Origin of the sequence: Streptomyces sp. SAI-135 (genome assembly GCF_029893805.1) — a bacterium.
In the GTDB taxonomy this organism is placed as follows: Bacteria; Actinomycetota; Actinomycetes; order Streptomycetales; family Streptomycetaceae; genus Streptomyces.
Genome location: NZ_JARXYP010000002.1, coordinates 2,166,645 through 2,189,159, shown reverse-complemented (window position 1 = coordinate 2,189,159; position 22,515 = coordinate 2,166,645). Strand labels below are relative to the sequence as shown.

The 22,515-nt window shown below is 71.1% G+C and carries 22 protein-coding genes; 21 read left to right on the top strand and 1 reads right to left on the bottom strand.

Annotation, left to right across the window (positions count from 1 at the left end; all coding sequences use genetic code 11):
* The first annotated feature begins 235 nt into the window (after positions 1 to 235).
* The 5 genes from M2163_RS14345 to M2163_RS14325 all read left to right on the top strand — a co-directional run bounded on the left by M2163_RS14345 (position 236) and on the right by M2163_RS14325 (position 6,171).
* The gene (locus tag M2163_RS14345) at positions 236 to 1,093 is read left to right on the top strand and encodes an amino acid ABC transporter permease (protein WP_280894134.1); all 858 of its coding nucleotides are present in this window, start codon (positions 236 to 238) and stop codon (positions 1,091 to 1,093) included.
* A complete protein-coding gene (locus M2163_RS14340) occupies positions 1,090 to 2,844 on the top strand; it encodes an FAD/NAD(P)-binding protein (protein ID WP_280894133.1) in 1,755 nt (584 codons plus the stop codon). Before M2163_RS14345 ends, M2163_RS14340 begins: the two co-directional genes overlap by 4 nt.
* A gap of 52 nt (positions 2,845 to 2,896) precedes the next feature.
* The gene (locus tag M2163_RS14335; protein WP_280852402.1) at positions 2,897 to 3,658 is read left to right on the top strand and encodes an amino acid ABC transporter ATP-binding protein; all 762 of its coding nucleotides are present in this window, start codon (positions 2,897 to 2,899) and stop codon (positions 3,656 to 3,658) included.
* Between the two features lie 28 nt (positions 3,659 to 3,686).
* The gene (locus tag M2163_RS14330) at positions 3,687 to 4,772 is read left to right on the top strand and encodes an LLM class flavin-dependent oxidoreductase (protein WP_280894132.1); all 1,086 of its coding nucleotides are present in this window, start codon (positions 3,687 to 3,689) and stop codon (positions 4,770 to 4,772) included.
* A gap of 490 nt (positions 4,773 to 5,262) precedes the next feature.
* Positions 5,263 to 6,171, top strand: coding sequence for a S1 family peptidase (locus tag M2163_RS14325; protein ID WP_280852404.1), 909 nt, complete (start codon positions 5,263 to 5,265; stop codon positions 6,169 to 6,171).
* A 76-nt stretch (positions 6,172 to 6,247) separates the two neighbouring features.
* Here the strand turns inward: M2163_RS14325 and M2163_RS14320 are convergent, their stop codons facing one another.
* Positions 6,248 to 7,126 (bottom strand): alpha/beta fold hydrolase, encoded by an 879-nt coding sequence (locus M2163_RS14320; protein WP_280894131.1) that lies wholly within the window; start codon positions 7,124 to 7,126, stop codon positions 6,248 to 6,250.
* Between the two features lie 88 nt (positions 7,127 to 7,214).
* Here M2163_RS14320 and M2163_RS14315 point away from each other — a divergent pair, with 88 nt between their 5' ends.
* The 16 genes from M2163_RS14315 (at position 7,215) to M2163_RS14240 (ending at position 22,515) form a co-directional block, all read left to right on the top strand.
* Positions 7,215 to 8,084 (top strand): slipin family protein, encoded by an 870-nt coding sequence (locus tag M2163_RS14315; protein ID WP_280852406.1) that lies wholly within the window; start codon positions 7,215 to 7,217, stop codon positions 8,082 to 8,084.
* Positions 8,085 to 8,317: 233 nt separating this feature from the next.
* Positions 8,318 to 9,400: a S1 family peptidase gene (locus M2163_RS14310; protein ID WP_280852407.1), complete on the top strand. Its 1,083-nt coding sequence runs from the start codon at positions 8,318 to 8,320 to the stop codon at positions 9,398 to 9,400.
* Positions 9,401 to 9,619: 219 nt separating this feature from the next.
* Entirely contained in the window at positions 9,620 to 9,787 is a 168-nt protein-coding gene (locus M2163_RS14305) for a hypothetical protein (RefSeq protein WP_280852408.1), read from the top strand.
* The gene (locus M2163_RS14300) at positions 9,780 to 10,187 is read left to right on the top strand and encodes a hypothetical protein (protein ID WP_280852409.1); all 408 of its coding nucleotides are present in this window, start codon (positions 9,780 to 9,782) and stop codon (positions 10,185 to 10,187) included. The genes M2163_RS14305 and M2163_RS14300 overlap by 8 nt, the downstream gene beginning before the upstream one ends.
* Positions 10,188 to 10,263: 76 nt before the next feature.
* The gene (locus M2163_RS14295; protein WP_280852410.1) at positions 10,264 to 10,839 is read left to right on the top strand and encodes a phage tail protein; all 576 of its coding nucleotides are present in this window, start codon (positions 10,264 to 10,266) and stop codon (positions 10,837 to 10,839) included.
* A gap of 37 nt (positions 10,840 to 10,876) precedes the next feature.
* On the top strand, positions 10,877 to 11,167 hold the full coding sequence (locus M2163_RS14290) for a hypothetical protein (RefSeq protein WP_280894130.1): 291 nt from the start codon (positions 10,877 to 10,879) through the stop codon (positions 11,165 to 11,167).
* Positions 11,168 to 11,181: 14 nt separating this feature from the next.
* On the top strand, positions 11,182 to 11,583 hold the full coding sequence (locus M2163_RS14285; RefSeq protein ID WP_280897254.1) for a hypothetical protein: 402 nt from the start codon (positions 11,182 to 11,184) through the stop codon (positions 11,581 to 11,583).
* Positions 11,584 to 11,596: 13 nt separating this feature from the next.
* Positions 11,597 to 12,418, top strand: coding sequence for a hypothetical protein (locus M2163_RS14280; RefSeq protein WP_280894129.1), 822 nt, complete (start codon positions 11,597 to 11,599; stop codon positions 12,416 to 12,418).
* A gap of 51 nt (positions 12,419 to 12,469) precedes the next feature.
* Positions 12,470 to 13,669 (top strand): hypothetical protein, encoded by a 1,200-nt coding sequence (locus M2163_RS14275; RefSeq protein ID WP_280894128.1) that lies wholly within the window; start codon positions 12,470 to 12,472, stop codon positions 13,667 to 13,669.
* Positions 13,666 to 14,526 (top strand): phage tail domain-containing protein, encoded by an 861-nt coding sequence (locus M2163_RS14270; RefSeq protein ID WP_280852414.1) that lies wholly within the window; start codon positions 13,666 to 13,668, stop codon positions 14,524 to 14,526. Before M2163_RS14275 ends, M2163_RS14270 begins: the two co-directional genes overlap by 4 nt.
* A 38-nt stretch (positions 14,527 to 14,564) precedes the next feature.
* On the top strand, positions 14,565 to 15,656 hold the full coding sequence (locus M2163_RS14265) for a hypothetical protein (RefSeq protein ID WP_280852415.1): 1,092 nt from the start codon (positions 14,565 to 14,567) through the stop codon (positions 15,654 to 15,656).
* 25 nt (positions 15,657 to 15,681) lie between these two features.
* Positions 15,682 to 16,683 carry a hypothetical protein gene (locus tag M2163_RS14260; protein ID WP_280852416.1) on the top strand — a complete coding sequence of 334 codons (1,002 nt, stop codon included), beginning with the start codon at positions 15,682 to 15,684 and terminating at the stop codon, positions 16,681 to 16,683.
* Entirely contained in the window at positions 16,683 to 17,813 is a 1,131-nt protein-coding gene (locus M2163_RS14255; protein ID WP_280852418.1) for a hypothetical protein, read from the top strand. The genes M2163_RS14260 and M2163_RS14255 overlap by 1 nt, the downstream gene beginning before the upstream one ends.
* Positions 17,814 to 17,829: 16 nt before the next feature.
* Positions 17,830 to 18,003: a hypothetical protein gene (locus M2163_RS14250; RefSeq protein ID WP_280852419.1), complete on the top strand. Its 174-nt coding sequence runs from the start codon at positions 17,830 to 17,832 to the stop codon at positions 18,001 to 18,003.
* A gap of 112 nt (positions 18,004 to 18,115) precedes the next feature.
* Complete coding sequence (dnaE, locus tag M2163_RS14245; RefSeq protein WP_280894127.1) at positions 18,116 to 21,550, top strand: DNA polymerase III subunit alpha; 3,435 nt, start codon at positions 18,116 to 18,118, stop codon at positions 21,548 to 21,550.
* Positions 21,547 to 22,515: a hypothetical protein gene (locus M2163_RS14240; RefSeq protein ID WP_280852421.1), complete on the top strand. Its 969-nt coding sequence runs from the start codon at positions 21,547 to 21,549 to the stop codon at positions 22,513 to 22,515. The genes dnaE and M2163_RS14240 overlap by 4 nt, the downstream gene beginning before the upstream one ends.

The window sequence follows — 22,515 nt, the reverse complement described above, 5'->3', positions numbered from 1 at the left end:
TGGAGTAAGTGGAACAGGCATCCGGATGGGCGTCAACCGAGTTGAGACGTACGGCTCACAGTGTGGACAGCCTTGACAGCGTAGGGAAAGGGACCCGTACTGTCGACCGGTACGGCCCTGCTGAGGGGCTCGGCCGTACGGGTCACATCGTGTGAGGGCATCCAGCCGAGTTCGACCGTCCCCACTCTCGACTTCGCTCGAGCGGGAGGGGCCCCCACCGCCCCGGAGCCTTCGCATGTCCTCCGACACCCTCGCCAAAGCCTCCGCCGCACCGGACGTACCGGAGCACGCGGACGCCCTTCGCATCGTCCCGCAGCGCCGCGCCGGCCAGTGGACGGCCGCCGTCGCCGTGCTCGTGCTGCTGGGCCTCGCCGTCAACTCCGTCCTGCGCAACCGGGCGTTCCAGTGGGACGTCGTCGCCGACTACTTCACCTCCACCGCGGTCCTGCGCAGCCTGTGGCTCACGCTCTGGCTGACCGCCGTCGTCATGGTGCTCGGCTTCGTGCTCGGCGCACTGCTCGCGGCGGCCCGGCTGTCCGCCAACCCCGTGCTCAGAAGCGTGAGTTGGGGGTACGTCTGGCTGTTCCGGTCGATTCCGATCCTGGTGCAGCTGCTGCTCTGGTTCAACATCGGGGCGCTGTACCCGCAGATCCTCGGAGTGCGCACGGTCGACCTGCTCGGCCCGGTCACCGTCGCCGTCATCGGCCTGACCCTGCACGAGGCCGCCTACGCCGCCGAGGTCGTACGCGGAGGCATCCTCTCCGTCGACCGCGGCCAGGTCGAGGCCGCTCAGGCGCTCGGGCTGAGCCGGTGGCGGCGCTGGTGGCGGATCGTGCTGCCGCAGGCGATGCGCTCCATCGTGCCCCCGGCCGGGAACATGCTGATCGGCACCCTCAAGGGCACCTCCATCGTCAGCGTGATCGCCGTGCAGGACCTGCTCTACTCCGTGCAGCTCGTCTACCACCGCACCTACCAGGTGATCCCGCTGCTGATGGTCGCGACCGTCTGGTACACCGTCGTCACCTCGGTGCTCGGCGTCGGCCAGCACTACGTCGAGAAGCACTACGCCCGCGGTGCGGAGCGCACCCGATGAGACGCTCACTGGTGATCGTCGGAGCCGGGCCGCGGGGAACCGGACTGATCGAGCGGATCGCCGCCAACGCACCCGAGCTGTACGACGGTTCGGGCCTCGACCTGCATCTCGTGGACCCGCATCCGCCCGGCGCCGGACGCATCTGGCGGGCCGCGCAGTCACCGCTGCTGTGGATGAACTCGCACGCCGAGGACGTCACCATGTTCACCGACGAGACCGTGGACATGGCCGGGCCCGTGCGCCCCGGCCCCACCCTGCACGAGTGGGCCGGCATCGACGGCCGCACCTTCGCGGACCGGCAGCTCCAGGGCGCGTACCTGCGCTGGGTGCACGAACAGGCGGTGGCCGCCCTTCCCGAGAGTGTCACGGTCCATCACCACCCGCGGCGCGCCCTGCGGGTGAGCGGACCGCGCGAGGGCCGCCAGCAGGTCTGGCTGGAGGGCCGGTCCCGCCCGCTCCTCGCCGACCTGGTCGTCCTCACCCTGGGCCACCTCGACGCCGAACCCGACGACGAACAGCGCGCCCTGGCCGAGTACGCCCGCACCCACGGCCTCGTGCACCTCCCGCCCGACTTCACCGCCGACAGCGACCTGTCCGCGCTCGCGCCCGGCGAACCCGTCCTGGTGCGCGGGTTCGGGCTCGCCTTCGTCGACCTGATGGCCCTGCTGACCGAGGGCCGGGGCGGGCGGTACGAGGGCGACACCTACCTGCCGTCCGGGCGCGAGCCGGTCCTCCACGTCGGGTCGCGGCGCGGAGTGCCGTACCACTCGAAGATCGGCTACGACTGGACCGGCGAACGGCCGCCGCTGCCCCGCTTCCTGGGACCGGACCGGATCGACGAACTGCTCGGCAGGCCGGACGGCTTCGACTTCCGGCGGGACGTGTGGCCGCTGGTGGAGAAGGAGCTCGGATTCGCCCACTACCACCGGCTGTTCACCGTGCATCCCGAGCGGACCGCGATGCGGTGGAGCGACTTCGAGGAGAAGTACGCGGCGGGCGACGGCGCGGACATCCGGGCGCTCGTCGCCTCCGCCGTGCCCGATCCGCGCGACCGGCTCGACCTCGCCCGCCTCGACCGGCCGCTGCGGGGCGTGCGGTTCGCCTCGCACGAGGAGTTCCAGGAAGGGCTGCGGGAGTACGTCGAGGCGGGCCTGGGACGCCGGCACGATCCGTCGCACAGCGCCGACCTGGCCGTGTTCCTCGGCCTGCTGTCCGTCTACGGGCAGTTGGTGCGGCTCGGGGACATCGGCGGGTGGTGGCACGGGTTCTTCAGCTACCTGGCCTCCGGGCCGCCCGGCCCCCGGCTGCGGCAACTGCTCGCGCTGTCCCGCGCGGGGGTGGTCAGGTTCGTCGGAGCGGACATGGAAGTGCGGGCCGAGGGCGGCGAGTTCCGGGCGTCCAGTCCCACCGTGCCGGGGCATGTCGTGGCGGCGCGGGCCCTGGTCGAGGCCCGGCTGCCCGAGCCGACCGTCCGGCGGGCCCTCGATCCGCTGCTGCGCGGGCTGCACGCCGAGGGAGCCGCCGAGAGTCCGGACGGGCTGTTGCGGGTGGACCGGACCGACGGGCGGCTCCTGGACCGGCAGGGGCGGCCGCACCCACGGCGCTTCGCACTCGGACCGCACACCGACGGGCGCACCCCCGGCGCGTTCACCCGGCCGCGCACCGGCGGGCCCGCGTTCCGGCAGAACGACGCGACCGCGCGGGCGGCGCTGGAGTTCCTGGCCACGCTCGCCGGTCGTGCGGCGGCGTGAGCCACCCGGCACGTCATGTGGACAGTCATACGGAAGGCAGGGAAGTCCAGCGATGAGCGTCATGGTCGACATCAGGTCCGTCCGCAAGAGCTTCGGCGCACTGGAGGTGCTCAAGGGCATCGACCTCGCGGTGCGCACCGGCGAGGTCGCCGTGATCCTCGGTCCGTCCGGCTCCGGCAAGTCGACGCTGCTGCGCACCGTCAACCATCTGGAGAAGGTGGACCGGGGCGTGATCAGCGTGGACGGCACCCTCATCGGATACCGGCGTGCCGGCGACAAGCTGTACGAGCTGCCCGAGCGCGAGGTGCTCCGCCAGCGCACGCGGATCGGCTTCGTCTTCCAGAACTTCAACCTGTTCCCGCATCTGACCGTGCTGGACAACGTCGTCGAGGCGCCGGTGTCCGCGCTGAAACGGCCGCGCAAGGAGGCCGTCGAGGCGGCCCGGCGGCTCCTGGACCGGGTCGGGCTCGCCGACAAGGAGACCGCCTACCCGAGAGAGCTGTCCGGCGGACAGCAGCAACGGGTGGCGATCGCACGGGCGTTGGCGCTGGAACCCCGGTTGCTGCTGTTCGACGAACCGACCTCCGCGCTCGATCCCGAGCTGGTGGGCGAGGTCCTCGACGTCATCAAGGACCTGGCCGGCCAGGGCACCACGATGATCGTCGTCACGCACGAGATCGGTTTCGCCCGGGAGGTCGCCGACACGGTGGTGTTCATGGACGACGGACGCATCGTCGAACAGGGACCGCCGTCCGCTGTCCTCGACGCTCCACGCAGCGAGCGGACCAGGGCGTTTCTTTCCAAGGTGCTGTGACGGACGTTTCGCCGAAAGGAATCCCCGGATGACCTCCTCGCGCGGCAGAGGGCTGCTGCACCTCGCCGCAGCCATCGATCAGCCGTCGGTGCACGAGGCGGCTCCCTACGTGGAGGCGGCACGGCTCGCCGAGCGGGGCGGGCTCGACTTCGTGACGTTGGACGACAGCTTCGGCAGGGCCGGGCCCGTGGCGCTCGCCGTCATGTCCCGCGTCGCGCCCGTCACGGGGCGGATCGGACTGGTGCCCACCGTCACGACCACCCACACCGAGCCCTTCCACGTCCAGGCCGCCGTCGCGACGCTCGACTGGGTCAGCCGGGGCCGGGCGGGCTGGCGCATCGACGTCTCGGCCACCGAGGGCGAGGCGCGCCTCTTCGGCCGCCGGCGCGCGGCACCAGCCGAGGAGCTGTGGCAGGAGGCCGGTGAAGTCGCCGACGTGGCCGCGAGGTTGTGGGACAGCTGGGAGGACGATGCGGAGATACGCGATGTGCGCACCGGCCGCTTCATCGACCGGGACAAGCTGCACCACGTCGACTTCCAGGGCACGTACTTCTCCGTCAGGGGCCCCTCGATCGTGCCGCGGCCCCCGCAGGGTCACCCGGTCCGGGTCGTCGACGTCACCGACCCGGCCGCTCGCGGGACCGCCGCCCGGTACGCCGACGTGGCCCTGGTCCGCGCGTCGAGTGCCGCGCAGGCCGCCGCCGTACGCCGGCAACTGCGCGCGGAGGCACAGGGGTTCGGCCGGGACCCCGACGCGCTGCGGGTGCTCGCCGGTCTTGTCGTCGACCTGGGTGACGGCGAGCACGCGGCCGAGCCGGGGCACGGCGGAGGCGGCCCCCGGCACAGTGCGCGCGGCCCGCTGTACCGGGGCGGCCCCGTCGACCTCGCGGAACTGATCGCCGGCTGGCACGGCGACGGCGTCGTCGACGGCTTCCACCTCATCCCCGCCGAATCGCCGCGCGACCTGGAACGCCTGGTCAACGGCACGGTGGCGCTGCTCCAGCACCGCGGACTGTTCCGCACCTTCTACCCGGGCAGCACGCTCCGGGAGCACCTGGGCCTGACCAGACCCGCCAACCGGTACGCCGCGGCCGGTGAACGCCCTGAATCGTGAGCAGACGCATCTCGGCAGGGGCACCCGGACCGACGGCGGCAGACCTCCGGCGCCATGGCTCAAGGGGTCGGTTTTCGGCGATACGGCGAAGCGGAACGGCGACCCTCCGTTCCGCTTCCCGCACCGGTGCGCGCCGGACGGCGAGGGCCGGACGGCGGTCGGCGGGGGGCGGACGCCGCCGGCCTGGCTCCCAGGCCTTGACCACGTCGTATGTCTCTCCCCGTCGTTGAGAAGGTTCCTCGACACGGCTGTCGGAGCGGGGGAGCGGGACGGAAATCCAGGGCGGTTCGTTCCACCTGAACCGCAAAGGTGTTCCCAAGGTTGACGGCCGAAAGGCGCCCTTGCGCCGACCGTCCGTTCGGCCGAATACTCCCCCTCAGCGCTTGTCAGGAGCACGGCGTGTTCGAAAACCGGACAACCGTGCCGCTGACTGCGCCTCACGGGCCCCGACCCCACGCGGGCCCCCGACTTCCCTTGGAGGGAACGAAACGTGAGGATCAAGCGCACCAACCCCCGCAGCGGCATTGCGAGACGGACCCGGCTGATCGCCGGTACCACCGGCCTCGTGGCCGCGGCCGCGATCGCGGTCCCCAGCGCGAACGCGACTGCTGCGACCCCGTTCAGCACGGCCGAACTCAAGAGCGCCAGCAGTTCGGTGCTCAAGGCCGACATCCCGGGTACCGCCTGGGCCGTCGACAGCAAGACCAACCGTGTCGTCGTCACCGTCGACAGCACGGTCTCGCAGGCCGAGATCGCCAAGATCAAGGAGCAGGCGGGCAGCAACGCCGACGCGCTCACGATCAAGCGGACCCCGGGCAAGTTCAACAAGCTGATCTCCGGCGGCGACGCCATCTATGCGAGTAGCTGGCGCTGCTCCCTCGGCTTCAACGTCCGCAGCGGCAGCACCTACTACTTCCTGACCGCCGGTCACTGCACCGACGGCGCGGGCACCTGGTGGTCGAACTCGGGCCACACGACCACCCTCGGTTCGACGGCCGGGTCCAGCTTCCCGACCAACGACTACGGCCTCGTCCGGTACTCGTCCAGCTACCCGACCTCGTCGATCTCCGGCACCGTCGGCAGCGTCGACATCACCAGCGCCGCCACCCCGAGCGTGGGCACCACGGTCTACCGCCGCGGCTCCACCACCGGCACCCACAGCGGCCGGGTCACCGCGCTGAACGCGACCGTCAACTACGGCGGCGGTGACGTCGTCTACGGCATGATCCAGACCACGGTCTGCGCCGAGCCCGGCGACTCCGGCGGCCCGCTCTACTCCAACAGCGGTGTCGCCTACGGTCTGACCTCCGGCGGCAGCGGCAACTGCTCCTCCGGCGGCACGACCTTCTTCCAGCCGGTCACGGAGGCCCTGAGCGCCTACGGCGTCAGCGTCTTCTAGCCCCGGCGACGGTCTGCAGCGCAGCCGGCACCCGGTGAACCCCCGTACGCATCCGCCGTACGGGGGTTCGTCGTGATCACGACGAGGCCGGTGGTACGCAGAGCCAGTCCAGTACGTCCGGCAGGGCCGCCACAGCGCCGAAGTGACCGGCGTCCTGCCGGAGGACGGGCCGGGCACGGGGGATCCGGTCCGCCAGCCAGGTGAAGTGGCCGACCGGGGAGAAGGTGTCCTGCCCGCCGTGCCACAGCAGGACGGGCCGGGTGACGGCCGCCGGGTCGAAGCCCCAGGAGCTGAGCAGGGCGAGGCCGTCGTCGAGCCAGCCGTACGACGATCCGCGCAGCGCCTCCCGGTAGGTGCGCAGCAGCATCTCCGCGACCGCCGGGACCGCGAGGATCCGTCGGTCGGACTCCGTGAGCCCGTCGCGGAGGGCGACGAGCAGCTGCGCGGGGTCGCGGCGGATGCCGGCGGCGCGGGCGGCCAGGCGTTCGGCGAAGTCGAGCGGGTCAGTGAGGGCCCGGGTGCACTCCTCGACCCGGGAGGCGGCCATGCCGTCGAACCAGCGCAGGTCCCTCGCGTCCGGGGGCGCGGGTGACGCCAGCACCGCCGCCCGCCGCACCCGGGAGGGCAGCAGCGCGGCGCAGGCCAGGGCGTGCGGGGCTCCGCCGGAGAGACCGAGCACCGAGAAGCGGCCCAGTCCGAGGGCGCCGGCCAGCTCCGCCACGTCCCGGGCCGCGTCGGCCACGCGGCGGCCCGGGAGCCGGTCCGAGTCGCCGTAGCCGGGGCGGTCGTAGGCGATGAACCGGATGTGCGGGTGCGCGGTCACGACGTGCGGGGGGACGACGCCGAAGCGGCAGCCGGGGGCGTCGTGCAGCAGGACGACCGGGCTGCCGTCCGGGTCGCCGTACTCCTCGACCGTCAGCCGGCGGCCGTCCCGTGTCCTGATGCCGTGGACCACCCGTGTCCTCCGTCTCCCTTTGTGTACACAGCGGAGTTACCGTCGAAGTACACACCTTGAGCGCCTGGTTCGGACCCTGGGGGTCGCGATGGTCGAGGAGCTGGTGGCGGCGGGCGTGACGCTCGTGTCCGCCGGAGCGGTGTACGTGATGGCGGCCGCACGCGTCGTCAAGCAGTACGAACGGGGCGTGGTCTTCCGTCTCGGAAAGCTCCTGCCGGACGTGCGGGGGCCCGGGTTCACGATGATCGTTCCGGGCGTGGACAAGCTCCGGAAGGTCAACATGCAGATCGTGACCATGCCGGTGCCCGGGCAGGAGGGCATCACCCGGGACAACGTCACGGTACGGGTGGACGCCGTCGTCTACTTCAAGGTGACCTCCCCGGCCGAGGCGGTCGTGCGGGTCGAGGACTACCGGTTCGCCGTCGCGCAGATGGCGCAGACCTCGCTGCGGTCGATCATCGGAAAGAGCGAGCTGGACGATCTGCTGTCCAACCGCGAAAAGCTCAACCAGGGGCTGGAGTTGATGATCGACAGTCCCGCGGTGGAGTGGGGGGTCACCATCGACCGGGTCGAGATCAAGGACGTCTCCCTGCCCGAGACGATGAAGCGGTCCATGGCCCGGCAGGCCGAGGCGGACCGGGAGCGGCGGGCGCGGGTCATCAACGCGGACGCGGAGCTCCAGGCGTCGAAGAAGCTCGCCGAGGCGGCCAGGGAGATGTCCGAGCAACCCGCCGCGCTGCAACTGCGGCTGTTGCAGACGGTGGTGGCGGTGGCGGCGGAGAAGAACTCGACGCTGGTGCTGCCGTTCCCCGTCGAGCTGCTGCGGTTCCTGGAGAAGGCCCAGCAGGGGGTCGGAGCCGTGCCGCCCGCTGTTCCGCAACCGGTGCAGGAGCAACGTCCGCCTCTTGAGGCCCTCCCGGATCCGGACCCGGAAGGGTCGAATTCAGGACAGGACTAGACCTCACAGGCTGATCGGTGTTACTCGCTCGTAGTGTTTGCAGCGTGAACGGCCAGCGGTGACCGTGGTCTGTCAAAACCGCCCGGGGGCGCGCAACCGCGTTCTACGCGCGTCCGGAAGTCACCCTTGTGCGCTCCCTGTGGGGGCCGGAAGAGTAATGGCTCGTCAACCAGCCTTCCGGCCCTGGAGATCCCCACACCCTCCCGGGTCGACCCCCCACAGGAGGACGCGAGTTGAAGCACCGACGCATACCCAGGCGGCGGATCGTCGTGGCAGGTGCGGGCATCACCGCACTGGTCGCCGCGGGAGTCACCTTGCAGACTGCGAACGCCAGCGAGACGCCGGCCTCGCCCGACGTCAAGGCCCTCTCGGCCGCCGCGGCCGGAAAGCTCGCCTCGACGCTCGGGGCGGAACTGGGCGCGGACGCGGCAGGGACGTTCTACGACGCGAAGACCAGGAGTCTCGTGGTGAACGTGCTCGACGAGGAAGCGGCACGGACCGTCTCCGCGGCCGGGGCCACGGCCAGAGTCGTCCCGAACTCCCTCGCCGAGCTGAAGAGCGCGCGTACGACGCTCGCCGATGACGCGACCGTCCCGGGGACGTCCTGGGTGACCGACCCCACCACCAACAAGGTCGTCGTCACCGCCGACCGCACGGTCTCCGCCGCCGAGTGGGCCAAGCTCACCAAGGTGGTCGACGGGCTCGGCCCGGTGGCCGAACTCCAGCGCACAAAGGGGGAGTTCAAGCCCTTCATCGCCGGCGGTGACGCGATCAGCGGCTCCGGCGGGCGGTGCTCCCTCGGCTTCAACGTGGTCAAGGGCGGCCAGCCGTACTTCCTCACCGCCGGGCACTGCACCGAGGCGATCTCGACGTGGTCGGACGCCGGCGGCAAGCAGATCGGCACCAACGAGGTGTCGAGCTTCCCGGACAACGACTACGGCCTGGTGAAGTACACGGCCGAGGTCGACCATCCCAGCGAGGTGGACCTCTACAACGGGTCCGCGCAGGCGATCACGGGGGCGGCGTCGGCGACCGTCGGCCAGTCGGTGACGCGCAGCGGGTCCACGACCCAGGTGCACTCCGGGAAGGTCACCGGCCTGGACGCGACGGTGAACTACGGCAACGGCGACATCGTGAACGGGCTGATCCAGACCGATGTGTGCGCGGAGCCGGGGGACAGCGGCGGCTCGCTGTTCTCGGGGAGCAACGCGATCGGGCTGACGTCCGGCGGCAGCGGTGACTGCACCTCCGGTGGCCAGACGTTCTTCCAGCCGGTGACGGAGGCGCTGTCGGCGACGGGCGCGTCGATCGGCTGACGTTCCGCCCTGGTGTTGCGGGAAGCCCCGTCCCCTCGCGTGGGGGACGGGGCTTGTGCGTCTCCTGTCATCGTTATCCGTTCGAGACCTCAAGTTGCTCACGCTGTGCTTGGGACGGCCGTTACATTTGCGGTTCCTGGGACGTCAACTTCCCTTTGACCAACGGAATTTGATCTTCCATCAGGCAACTTCACAGCCAATCGTTTCGGGGGAAACGCTGTGCAGAAGATCCAGTTGACCTATTGGTGGAACGGCCACGAGCCCGGTGACGTCGTGGACGTGGACGACCTGGCCGCGCGAGAACTGCTCGGTGTCATCGCACGGCCCGCGGAGGGCCCGGCGGACTCCGAAGACTCCGCAGACTCCTCCGCCGACTCCGATGAGTGAGCCGTACGTCACCTTCCCGGACGTGGAGCAGCTGGTAGTCGACCTGCTCAAGGACCGGAGCGAGCTGGCGGGTGTCGTCGTCGACGTCGCGCCGCCCTCGGGGTTCGACGGCTCGCAGCGCGCCGTCCTGGTCTCCCGGATGGGCGGCGCCTGGGCGGAGGACCCGCGGCTCGACAACCCGCTGGTCGACCTCGAGGTGTACGGCCCCTCGAAGGCCGCCGCCCACACCGTCTCCCTCGTGGCCCGTTCCCTGATGCTCCAGCTCAGAGGCGTGCGCCACGGCGGGGCGACCGTCGTGGACGTCGTCGAGGAGGACGGGCCGCGCTGGCTGCCCGACTACCGGCACGCCAGTGCCAACCGCTATGTCTCGACCACCCGCCTGGTGGTCCGCCCGGCCTGAACGGCCGTGTCCGCGGCGTGACTTCGCCGCACTCCCACAGCAGCACGTCATGTCCGTCTTCCAGCAAGGAGCAGTGATGGCCGGAACGAACGCCAAGGAGATCCGGGTCGCGGGCAGCGGCCGTGTGCTCATCGCCCCGCTCGCCACCGCACCGCCCGCCGACACCGCCGCGGCGTGGGGCGCCGGGTGGAAGGACCTGGGCTACACCACCACCGACGGGGTCAAGATCTCCAAGAAGGACAAGCTGGACCCCGTGGACACCTGGCAGAGCGTCAGCTCGGCGAGGTTCGTCTACTCCGACCGCGACCTGAGCTTCAAGTTCCAGCTCCTCCAGCTGAACGAGGACACCCTGCCGTTCTTCTTCGGCGGCGGGCAGGTGAAGGAGACGGCGACCGGGTCCGGCCTCTACAAGTACGAGCTGGCGGCCGAGCCGAAGTTCGACGAGCGGATGCTCGGGCTGGAGTTCGTGGACGGCGACGAGGTCAAGTACCGCATGATCGTCGCCCGCGGCCAGGTGACCGAGACGGAGGAGCTGGCCCTCGTCCGTACCGCTCCCGTGAAGCTCGGCGTCACCTTCACCGCGCTGGCCACGGTGGACGGTGCGCCGCTGGCGACCTTCCTGATGAAGGACCCGAGCTTCAGCGCGGCCTGACCCTTTCGTACATCTCGCAGCAAGGAGCTCCACCGACATGGCACCCTTCAACGTCAACGCCGCCCGTGCCCAGCGTCTCGAAGCGGTCGGGAAGAACTGGGAGTTCGAGGTGGACGGGGATGTGTTCCGACTGCCCACCGAGTTCCCGCGCAGTATCGCCAAGCAGATCGCGGCGCTGGACGACAACGACATCGACGGGTTGCTTGCGCTGCTGCTCGGAGAGGAGCAGTTCGAGCGCTTCTGCAAGTACGACACGAGTGTCCAGGACGTCTCCGCGATCCTGGAGGCGTACGGCAACGACACCGGTATGTCGTTGGGGGAAGGCTGAGCCTCGGTGCGCTGATCGAGGAGCACGCCGAGGCTCTGGAGGCGGATCTGCTCCGCCACTACGGGGTCGACCTCCTCGACTGGCACCGAGGGCGCCTCTCCTCCCGCCGACTGCGGGTCCTCGTCGAACACCTCCCCGCGGACTCGTCCTTCGCCCGGGCGGTCCACGGCGAACAGGCGGACTGGACGGTCACGGACCATCTGCTGGCGGCGGTCGTCGACCATCTGGCGGTCGCCAACTGGATGTTCGCGACGGTCAACCGGGACGAGGACACGGAGCCGGCGGAGTATCCGGAGGCGGTGCCGCGGCCGGGGGGCGGTCCGCGCGGGGCGGGCGCGGCGGACGTCCTGGTCGTCGGGGACGAGAGTGCGGCGACTCCGGCCGAGATCGTGGCATTTCTGAGTTCACCGAGTTGAGGGGAGCCGGTGCATGGGTGAGGACATCAGGGTCCTGGTCGACAGGCTGACCGATCGGGTCACGACTCTGGAGGGCCGGGAGAACTTCACTGCTCGGTTCAAGGAACAGTTCGCGCAGGCATTGAGCGCTGGTGGTGAGTTCAAGAAGGCCGTGCAGGGAGAGATTTCCTCCTGGAAGGCGCAGCAGGACGCCGAACAGAAGAAGCTCCTCGACCCCAAATGGCTTCCCGACAACATTCCCGCCACCGGCGCCAAGGCGGAAGCCACCGGCGCCAAGTTGGAAGCCACCGGCCTCAAGTCCGACTTCTACGTAGGGCAGTCGGAGTACGGCCTGTTCAAGCACGAATACAGTCTGACCAAGCTCTGGGAGGACCGGGCCCAGCACAAGCGGGAGCAGGATGTGGACAGGCGGTTGGCCGCCCTGACCTCAGCCGACCGGCAACTGCGCGAACAGCTCTCCTCTCTCAAGACCAAGATCGGCAAGGTCAGTCAGGTCGCCAACGACGGGAATCAGCGCAGCATCTCCGGGCGGACCAAGGTCCAGAATCTGACCGTCGATGTCGCCACGCTCGTCCGGACCAGACGAGCCGACGACCAACGTGTACGCAGCCAGATCTCGTCCCTCAAGAGCAAGATCAGCAGGATCAGCCAGATCGCCAACGACGCGAACCAGCGCAGCAAATCCCTGCGGATCAAGGCCCACAACCTGGACCAGCAGGTCAGGGCAGGTCTGCGACGGGTCGAGGCGTTGGAGGACGGTGCCCGGCGGGCGGGCCGGTCCGTCGAGAGCCTGCGCGGCGCCATCAACTCCCTGGAACGGGCCCTGCGGGACTAGGAACCCGCACCCCAAAGACCCCATCGGCGACAGCGACGGAGCCAATCCACCATGCAGACGTCACTCGTATCGGTCACCCGGGCGCTGAACCAGATGCGCTCCGCGGCCACCAGCACCGGCGGTGCCGTCACTCGCATGCGGACCGCCGTCACCGGCGCCAGCAGTTCCGTCGACCGGCTCAGGAACTCCGCCACCCAGGCGAGCACCGCCACCGGTCGGCTGCGGGCCTCCGCCACTCAGGCGAGCGCCGGGCTCAATCAGGTGCGGACCGCCGCCGGACGGGCCGCCGCCGATGTGCAGCGGGCCGGGCGGAGCGCGGCGTCGGGCGGGGGGCTGTTCTCCCGGTTCAGTCAGGGGCTGCGTACCGCCACCACCGCCCAGCGGGGCCTGAACACCGCGATGAAGGCCAACATCCTCGGCGCCATCCTCGCCCTCATCATGCCGCTCATCACCAAGCTCATCGACATGGCGATGCAGTCCAAGATTGTGCAGGCCGTCATGCAGGCGGCGTTCAAGATCATCGGGCAGGTGGTGGGGACCGTCATGAAGGGGGCGTCGGTCGCCATCAACTGGCTGATCGACGCGGGCAAGAACGTCGTCAACTGGCTCAAGGCCAACTGGCCGCTGCTCGTCGCCATCCTCACCGGCCCCGTCGGGATCGCCGTGCTCGCGATCGTCAAGCACTGGGACCGGATCAAGGACGCCGTCGGTTCGGTCCGGGACTGGATCGTCGACAAGTGGAATGCCGTTGTCGACTTCCTGCGGGGCGTGCCCGGGAAGATCTGGGGGTTCTTCGCCGAACTGCCCAACAAACTCATGGGCTTGGGCGGCGACCTCATCCAAGGGCTCATCAACGGCATCAAGAACTCGGCATCCGCTCTCCTCAACACCGTGAAGAACTTCATCGTCAACACCATCCCCGGACCCATCCGCAGCATCCTCGGTATCGCGTCCCCGTCCAAGGTGATGATGGGCTTCGGCGGGGATGTCGGTGAAGGGCTCGCCCTCGGCATGGAGGGCGCCGGGAACAGGGTGGCCGGCGCCGCCGGGCGGCTCGCCACCGCCACCGCGCGGAGCGTCATCGGGCCCGGTTACAGCCTCGCCGGAGTCGCCGCCGGGGCGGCACCCCGCGCCGGAGCCGCCGCGGCCACCGCCCCCGTCACCGTCAACGTGCACCCCCGCCCCGGCCAGTCCGAGTACGAGATCGGCCGGATCACCGCCCGCGAACTCGCCTGGGCGGCCAAGCGATGAGCGGCCGCCAGCTCCAGCAGCCGGTGTTCGAGGTGGACGGCTGGGCCGGCAACACCGTCGACGACGACGGCGTCGAGTGGTGGGTCACCAGCGAACAGGGCTGGGCCGCCACCCCGCCCGTCCGGCTCACCCTGACCGACCGCCCCGAGCGGCACGGCGCGTTCGACGCCCCCTCCTACCGGGGCCCTCGCGTGATCACCCTGGAGGGCATGGCCATCGCCCCCGAACGCGCCGTACGCGAAGAGGCGAAGGACCGGCTGGCCGCCGTACTCGCCGACGGCAGAACCCTGTTGCCGCTCGTCGTCACCGAACCGCACCGCGTACGGCGGGCGTTGGTCCGCCTCACCGCCGAGACGAAGATCGTGGACCGCAAGTCCGGTGCCTTCGAGTTCTCCCTGACCATGACCGCGCCGGACCCCCTGCGGTACTCCTACGGGCTGAACACCAGCACCTGTCCGCTGCCCTCCTCCAGCGGCGGCGTCTCCTTCCCGCTCTCCTTCCCCCTTGACTTCGGGTCCGGTTCCTCCGGTGGCCGGCTGCTCCTGGAGAACAAGGGCACCGTCCCCACCTGGCCGGTCTGGCGGATCAACGGGCCCTGCGTCCAGCCGGTGATCAGCAACACCGCGACCGGTGAGGAACTCGCCTTCGAACTCACCCTCCAGAACGGCGAGTTCCTGGTCGTCGACACCGACGCGCGCTCGGTCCTGCTCCAGGGCACGGCGTCCCGACGGGCCACGCTGCTGCCCGACTCGGACTGGTTCCCGCTCCGGCCGGGCGCGACGCCCGTGCTCTTCCGCGCCCGCGACTACGAACCGGCCGCCCGGCTGACCGCGGAATGGCGCGACGCCTGGCTCTGACCCCGCCCGCCCTCAGCTACCAGAAGGAACGCACCCGCATGGCTGACCCCGACCTCGAGCGTGACTCCGGATGGCTCTCCGGCGGTGTCGTCGACGCCAATGACGCGCGGCTCGCCACCGGCGTGTTCGCTTCGGCCGCGACCGACTCCACCAACCCGATCGCGGCCCGCACGGGCGTCAAGCCCGGCCCCGGCAACCCCGGCGGCGTCGAGGCGGAGGCGACCCCCTCGCGCAGTGTGAAGGTGCAGCCCTTCCAGGGGGTCGTGCAGGGCACCCGTGTGTCGTACGCGGGCGCGTACCTGATCACGCTCGGTCGGGTGAAGACCCTCGACGTGCTCACCGCGGCCCCGGCCCACTCCTCCTACGCCCGGATCGTCCTCGTCGTGGCCCGGCAGACCGACCGGCAGTACGGCGACGCGAGCGACGGCATGGTGGTGCAGTTGGAGGCCGGGGCGCCCGCGCCGACGCCGGTCGCGCCGAGGCTCACCGACGACTTCCTGCCGCTCGCCCAGATCACCGTGCGGCCCAACGCGGGGTCCATCACCCAGGCGGACATCAAGGACCTGCGGGTGTTCACGGTGGCCACGGGCGGAGTACTGCCGTTGCAGAGCCACGAGTCGCTCCCGGCCGAGGGCTACGCCGGACAGCGGCTGTACGACCTGGAGACCGGTCTCGACCTGGTCCGCGGCGACACCGCATGGCGTCCCGCGGTCACCGGCGCGGTCCAGTTCTTCGGCCCGGCCGACGCGGGCTGGCCCAGGGCCGGCTCGACCGAGGGCACCAATTTCCTGTTCAACCAGGTGACGGTCACCCCTGCGCCCTATCCGCGCATGCTGATGTGCACCGCCCAGATGACGGCCCAGGCCCAGTCCGCCGACGCCAGGTTCGACCACGTGATCAAAGTGCTGGGCGAGAGCGGCAATCTGAGCATCAGCGCCTTCGACGTCGGGCCGACGCTCGCCACCACGACCGTCGCGACCGCTCACCGGCTGATGCCCGCCGGTACCACCCCTCTGGTGCTCACTCAGCAGTTCGTACGGGTCGCCGGCTCGGGCACGGTGAGCGTGCCTTCCAGCTGGGCCATCCCGGTCTACGCCGGGCTCCGGGTGGTGGCCTTCCCCGTTCCCTGACCGTCCCACCAGAAAGGGCCCTCGCATGAGCACGCCCACCCCAGAACGCGACTCCGGCTGGATCTCCGGCGGAGTCGTCGATGCCGAGGACGCCCGGCTGGCCACGGGCGTGTTCGCCGCGCCCGGGCCGAGTCCGGTCCAGGCCCGCAGCGGTATCCGGCCCGCCACCGGGGACCCCGGCCGGGTCCAGGCCACCGCCACCGTCTCCGGCAAGGTCACCGTCGCCCCCTTCCAGGGCGTGATCCAGGGGACCCGGGCCAGTGCGACCGGCGCCTATCTCGTCACCCTCGGCCAGCAGAAGACCCTCGACGTGCTCGGCACCAACCCCGCCGACTCCAGCAACCCGCGCAACGACCTGGTGGTGGCCCGGCAGCGCGACGCGCAGTACGGCGACGCCACCACCGGCATGACCGTGGAACTCGTGAAGGGAACCGCCGCCGCCACCCCCGTCGACCCCTCGGTCAGCGGGGACTTCATCCCGCTGGCCCGGATCAGGGTCGCGAAGAACGCCTCCTCCGTCACCGCCACCGACATCGACGACCTGCGCCTGTGGACCGCGGCGGCCGGTGGCATCCTGCGGGTCGGGGGCGAGGGCGGCCGGCCCACCTACCCCTACTCGGGCATGTACATCCACCGCTGGGACACCAACCACTTGGAGTGGTACGACAGCACGGCGGGCTGGCGGGCGGTCAACAACGACACCGGCTGGGTCACGCTCTCGCTTCTGCCCAACTGGACCGTCTACAACAACGAGACACCGTCGGTACGCCAGGTCGGTTCCGTCGTCCACCTGCGCGGCGCTCTGCAGACAACGGTCGCCCTCTCGACGAACGGCACCCAGATCATCACCGTCCCAGCCGCCTTCCGGCCGACCACGGGGCACCACTGGTTCACGGCGCTCGGCGGGGTGACCCGTGGGCTCGAACTCATGCTCCGCACCGATGGTTCCGTGGTGCTGTTCCCCCAGGGCTCTCAGTTGCCCGCCAGTCAGCTGATCTACCTCGACACCACCTGGCTGGTGGGCTAGTGGCCGCCCGACCGACCCGCTACACCTACTACACCGCGGACCTCGCCACAGGCGTCATCACCGACGAACTCCCGCTGTACGACGTCACGTTCAGCACCGAGCTCAACGAAGCCGGCGAGTTCCGCGCCCGGTTGCCCCTCGGGGACCCGAGGATCACCGTCCACCGCCCCCGCGAACTCACCGAACCGGGACGCGCGGCCCTCTATGTCGAGCGGGACGGCGTGCTGGTGTGGGGCGGGGTGGTGTGGACCGTCAAGTACAGCTCCGCCGACCAGCACCTGGAGATCGGCGCGGCCGGATTCCTCTCCTACTTCGACCACCGGCGCGTCCTGCCCGCCGCCTTCGACCCGGCCGGCACCGGCGGCCTGGCCTCCGTGAACATCACCTTCACCGACCGCGACCAGTCCGACATCGCCCGCGCCCTCGTCGCCATCGCCCAGGAACACACCCGCGGCGACATCGGGATCCGCCCCGAGTCCACCGCCCCCTCCGGCATCACCCGCACCCTGGTCTACCCCGGCAGCGACCTCAAGAGCACCGGGGAGGCCCTGCGTGAGCTGGCGAGTCTGGAGGACGGCCCCGACTTCGTCATCGACATGGCGTACGGCAGCGACGGCCGCCCCGTGCGCCGGCTCAGGGTGGGCACCCCGCAGCTCGGCCGGCAGGGCACCCCGCACGTGTGGGAGTACGGCGCCAACCTCATCGGCTACACCTGGCCGGCCGACGGCGCCTCCACCGCGAGCCGGGTCTTCGCCCTCGGGGAGCAGGGCGAGAGCGGCCAGCTCGTCGCGGTCGCCGAGGACGGCGGCACCGGGCGCCCGCTCACCGAGACCGAGGTGTCCTACGTCCATCTCACCGACGCGGAGCTGTTGCGCTCCCAGGCCCGCTCGGCCCTCGCCGCCGTCTCCGCCCCGGTCGTCCTGCCCGAGCTGACGGTGCGCGCCGACCTGGAGCCCGTTCTCGGCTCCTACCAGGTCGGCGACGACGCGCTCGTCGTCATCAAGGACGTGTTCTTCCCCGAGGGCACCCGGTTCGGCGTACGGATCACCGGGATCGAGGTCACCCCGGGCAACGACGCGGGCGAGGAGCAGGTCCAGCTGACCGTCACCCCCGCCACCGGCACCCCCTGAACCCAAGGAGCATCCCGTGACCAGGATCAACCGCCCCGACACCCTCCTCACCGAGCTCCGCGACATCAAACGGCGCCTGCACGCCCTGGAGACCGCGCAGCGCGCGACGGCCGCCGGCGCCTCCTCGACCGCCGCGGCCGAGCCCCTCGCCGAGGAATCCACCGAGACCGATACATCCGGGTCCGAATAGGCCGTTTCCGCAGGTGAGAGGTTACTCGCACGCCGTCGTACGCATGTTCGGTTTTTGGTCTATGGTGGAGGTGAGGCGATAGGGAACTGATGTTCGACAGCGGGAGGTGCGGATGCCTGGCTTCACTCATCTGCACACCGCCTCCGGGTTCTCCCTGCGCTACGGCGCCTCGCACCCGGAGCGCCTCGCCGAGCGCGCCTTCGAGCGGGGGATGGACGCCCTCGCCCTCACCGACCGCGACACCCTCGCGGGCACGGTCCGCTTCGCCAAGGCCTGCGCGAAGGCGGGGGTGCGTCCGTTGTTCGGGGTGGAGCTGGCCGTGCAGGAGGCCGAGCCGGCGGGGCGGGAGCGGCGCCGTGCCCCCGTGCGCGGAGGTGCCTTCGTCGACGAGTCGGCTCCCCGTGCCACCTTCCTCGCCCGGGACGGCGCCCGCGGCTGGGCCGACCTGTGCCGGCTCGTCACGGCGGCGCACGCCGACAAGGGGGAGCGGGGCACGCCCCTGGTGCCCCGGGCCGAGAACCGGGGGGACGGGCTGACCGTGCTGCTCGGGCCCGACTCCGATGTCGGCCGTGCCCTCGCCTCCGGCCGCCCCGACCGGGCCGCCCGGCTCCTCGTCCCCTGGCGGGAGACCTACGGCGACGCGCTGCGCCTCGAAGCCGTCTGGCACGGGCGCAAGGGCACCGGACCCGGCTCCCTGCGGCTGGCCGCCCGTACGGTCGGATTCGCCGCCGAGCAGCGGATCCGTCCCGTGCTGAGCAACGCCGTACGGTACGCCGACCCCGGCCTCGGCCCGGTCGCCGACGTCCTGGACTCCGCCCGCCGCCTGGTCCCTGTCGGCGCCGTCGAGGACCTGGACTCCGGCGAGGCCTGGCTCAAGGACGAGAGCACCATGCTGGCGGCCGCCGAGCGGATCGTCGAGGCCGCGGGCTTCCGGCGCGACACCGCGCACCGCCTGCTGGAGCAGACGCGGGCGACGGCCGCCGAGTGCCTGGTCGACCCCGAGGAGGACCTCGGCATCGGCACCGTCCACTTCCCCGAACCGCACCTCGTCGGCGCGGGCCGGCGCAGTGCCCAGCGGGCCCTGGCCTCACGGGCGGCGGCCGGGATGGTGCTGAAGGGCTACACGGGCAGGCGCGCCTACTGGGAGCGGATGCACGAGGAACTGGACATCATCGCCCACCACGGCTTCGCCTCCTACTTCCTGACGGTCGCTCAGGTCGTGGACGACGTCAGGGACATGGGCATCCGGGTCGCCGCCCGCGGCTCCGGTGCGGGCTCCCTGGTCAACCACCTCCTCGGGATCGCCCACGCCGACCCCGTCGAGCACGGGCTGCTGATGGAGCGGTTCCTGTCCACGCGGCGGCTCGTCCTGCCCGACATCGACATCGACGTGGAGTCCGCGCGCCGCCTCGAGGTCTACCGGGCGATCATCGGGCGGTTCGGGACCGAGCGGGTCGCCACCGTCTCGATGCCGGAGACGTACCGGGTGCGGCACGCGATCCGGGACGTGGGGGCGGCCCTGTCCATGGATCCCGCCGACATCGACCGCATCGCCAAGTCCTTCCCGCACATCCGGGCGCGGGACGCCCGCGCGGCCCTGGAGGAACTGCCCGAACTCAAGGCGCTCTCCGGGGAGAAGGAGCGGTACGGCAGGCTGTGGGAGCTGGTCGAGGCGCTCGACGCCCTTCCCCGGGGGATCGCCATGCACCCGTGCGGGGTGCTGCTCTCCGACGCGTCCCTGCTCCGCCGCACCCCGGTCGTGCCGACCAGCGGCGAGGGGCTGCCCATGTCGCAGTTCGACAAGGAGGACGTCGAGGACCTCGGACTGCTCAAGCTCGATGTGCTGGGCGTGCGGATGCAGTCGGCGATGGCGCACGCGGTCGCGGAGGTGGAGCGGGCGACGGGGGAGCGGGTCGACCTGGACGCCGTACCGCCGGGCGACCCGGAGACGTACCGGCTCATCCAGTCGACCGAGACGCTGGGGTGCTTCCAGATCGAGTCGCCGGGGCAGCGGGACCTGGTCGGACGGTTGCAGCCGGCCGGCTTCCACGATCTCGTCGTGGACATCTCGCTCTTCCGGCCCGGTCCGGTCGCCGCCGACATGGTCCGGCCGTTCATCGAGGCCCGGCACGGACGGGCGCCCGTGCGGTACCCGCACCCCGACCTGGAGGGGCCGCTGAAGGGGACGTACGGGGTCGTCGTCTTCCACGAGCAGATCATCGACATCGTCGACATCATGACCGGGTGCGGGCGGGGCGAGGCGGACCGGGTGCGGCGCGGGCTGTCCGACCCGGAGTCGCAGGGCCGGATCCGGTTCTGGTTCGCCCAGCACGCGGCGGCGAACGGATACAGCGCGGAAACGATTCAGCGGACCTGGGAGATCGTCGAGGCCTTCGGGTCGTACGGCTTCTGCAAGGCGCACGCGGTCGCCTTCGCCGTCCCCACGTACCAGTCGGCGTGGCTGAAGGCGCACCACCCGGCGGCCTTCTACGCCGGGCTGCTCACGCACGACCCCGGCATGTACCCCAAGCGGCTGCTGCTGGCGGACGCGCGGCGGCGCGGGGTGCCGATCCTGCCGCTGGACGTGAACGCGTCGGGGGTCGCACACAGGATCGAACTGGTGTCTGATAACCCCTCGGTGTGGGGTCTGCGGCTCGCCCTCTCCGACGTGCACGGCATCAGCGAGGCCGAGGCGGAACGGATCGCCCAGGGGCAGCCGTACTCCTCGCTGCTGGACTTCTGGGAACGAGGGCGGCCGAGCCGTCCGGTGGCCGGGCGGCTCGCCCAGGTCGGCGCGTTGGACGCCTTCGGTGCCAACCGGCGCGATCTGCAACTGCACCTGACCGAGCTGCACCGGGGCGCACGTGCCGGCCGAGGGGACCAGCTCCCCTTGTCCGGCGGGCGCAGGACGGCCTCGGTCGGGCTGCCGGACCTGTCCTCCGTGGAGAAGCTCAGCGCCGAGCTGGGAGTGCTGTCGATGGACGTCTCGCGCAATCTGATGGACGACCACCAGGAGTTCCTCAAGGAGCTGGGCGTGGTCAGCGCGCGACGGCTGCGCGAGGCGCGGCACGGCGAGACCGTGCTGGTCGCGGGGGCCAAGGCGGCCACCCAGACACCGCCGATCCGGTCCGGCAAGCGGGTCATCTTCACCACCCTGGACGACGGCACCGGCCTGGTCGACCTCGCCTTCTTCGACGACTCCCACGACACCTGCGCGCACACCGTCTTCCACTCCTGGCTGCTGCTGGTGCGCGGGGTGGTGCAGCGGCGCGGCCCACGCAGCCTCAGCGTGGTGGGCGCGGCCGCCTGGAACCTCGCCGAACTGGTCGAACTGCGGGACGGGGAGGGGCTCGACGCGGTGGCGGCGCGGCTGGCGGAGCCGGTCCCGGCGGGGGACGGTGGCGCGACCGGCGATCCGACCGGCGGCCGGCGAATCCAAATGCCGACGGGATACGAACTGCATCCGTGGGCCGATCTGCGACCGGCGGGTCAAGAGGCCTCACAGACAAGGAAGTTGTGGCACCAGAGTCCGGGGAGTGCGGGATGACCATCCTCTGCGTACGTTTCCACCTGCCGCCGACGCGGGAGGCGGCCCTGCCCGAACTGCTGGGCCTCCTGGAGGAGTTCACCCCGGTCGTCGAGGCGCTGCCACCGGACCGGGCCCTGGCCGATCTGCGGGGCGCCGAACGGTACTTCAAGCGGGACGCCGTCGAACTGGCCTCGGTGATCCGGGTCCGCGCCCTCGCCCTGCACGGCGTCGACTGTGCGATCGGCGCCGGACCCGGACCGATGCTGGCCCGCATGGCGCTGAAGGACGCCCGGCCGGGGGTGACCCGCTCGGTCCCCGGGGGCGAGGAGGCGGCCTTCCTCGCCGGCCGGCCCGTCGCCGCGCTCCCCGGCGTCGGCGCCGCGACCGCCCGCACCCTGTGCGAGTACGGCCTGGACACCCTGGGCCGGGTCGCCGCCGCACCCCTGTCCACGCTCCAGCGCCTGGTCGGCGCGAAAACGGGCCGCGAACTGCACGAGAAGGCGAACGGCGTGGACCGCGGCCGCGTGGTCCCGAACGGCGTCTCGCGCTCCCTCTCCACCGAACGCCCCTTCGACCGCGACGAGTTGGACCCCGACCGGCACCGCCGCGCCCTGCTCTCCGCTGCCGAGGAACTGGGCTCCCGGCTGCGCGCCCTCGACAAGGTCTGCCGCACCCTGACCCTGACCGTCCGCTACGCCGACCGCACCGCGACCACCCGCAGTCGCACCCTCGGTGAACCGACGGCCCACTCGGCGGCCCTCACCAGGGCGGCCTACGGCATGTACGAGGCCCTCGGTCTCCAGCGCGCCCGGGTCCGCTCCATGGCCCTGCGCGCCGAGGGCCTCGACCCCGCCGAGCAGGCCTCCCACCAGCTCACCTTCGACCCGGTCGACGACAAGCTCCGCCGCATCGAGGAGGCCGCGGACCGTGCCCGGGCCCGGTTCGGACCGCTGGCGGTGCTGCCGGGGACCCTGGCCGCATAG

Coding starts and splice junctions, on each gene's coding strand:
- M2163_RS14345 (WP_280894134.1), top strand. CDS start 236: ATGTCCTCCGACACCCTCGCCAAAGCCTCCGCCGCACCGGACGTACCG.
- M2163_RS14340 (WP_280894133.1), top strand. CDS start 1,090: ATGAGACGCTCACTGGTGATCGTCGGAGCCGGGCCGCGGGGAACCGGA.
- M2163_RS14335 (WP_280852402.1), top strand. CDS start 2,897: ATGAGCGTCATGGTCGACATCAGGTCCGTCCGCAAGAGCTTCGGCGCA.
- M2163_RS14330 (WP_280894132.1), top strand. CDS start 3,687: ATGACCTCCTCGCGCGGCAGAGGGCTGCTGCACCTCGCCGCAGCCATC.
- M2163_RS14315 (WP_280852406.1), top strand. CDS start 7,215: ATGGTCGAGGAGCTGGTGGCGGCGGGCGTGACGCTCGTGTCCGCCGGA.
- M2163_RS14300 (WP_280852409.1), top strand. CDS start 9,780: ATGAGTGAGCCGTACGTCACCTTCCCGGACGTGGAGCAGCTGGTAGTC.
- M2163_RS14295 (WP_280852410.1), top strand. CDS start 10,264: ATGGCCGGAACGAACGCCAAGGAGATCCGGGTCGCGGGCAGCGGCCGT.
- M2163_RS14290 (WP_280894130.1), top strand. CDS start 10,877: ATGGCACCCTTCAACGTCAACGCCGCCCGTGCCCAGCGTCTCGAAGCG.
- M2163_RS14280 (WP_280894129.1), top strand. CDS start 11,597: ATGGGTGAGGACATCAGGGTCCTGGTCGACAGGCTGACCGATCGGGTC.
- M2163_RS14275 (WP_280894128.1), top strand. CDS start 12,470: ATGCAGACGTCACTCGTATCGGTCACCCGGGCGCTGAACCAGATGCGC.
- M2163_RS14270 (WP_280852414.1), top strand. CDS start 13,666: ATGAGCGGCCGCCAGCTCCAGCAGCCGGTGTTCGAGGTGGACGGCTGG.
- M2163_RS14265 (WP_280852415.1), top strand. CDS start 14,565: ATGGCTGACCCCGACCTCGAGCGTGACTCCGGATGGCTCTCCGGCGGT.
- M2163_RS14260 (WP_280852416.1), top strand. CDS start 15,682: ATGAGCACGCCCACCCCAGAACGCGACTCCGGCTGGATCTCCGGCGGA.
- dnaE (WP_280894127.1), top strand. CDS start 18,116: ATGCCTGGCTTCACTCATCTGCACACCGCCTCCGGGTTCTCCCTGCGC.
- M2163_RS14240 (WP_280852421.1), top strand. CDS start 21,547: ATGACCATCCTCTGCGTACGTTTCCACCTGCCGCCGACGCGGGAGGCG.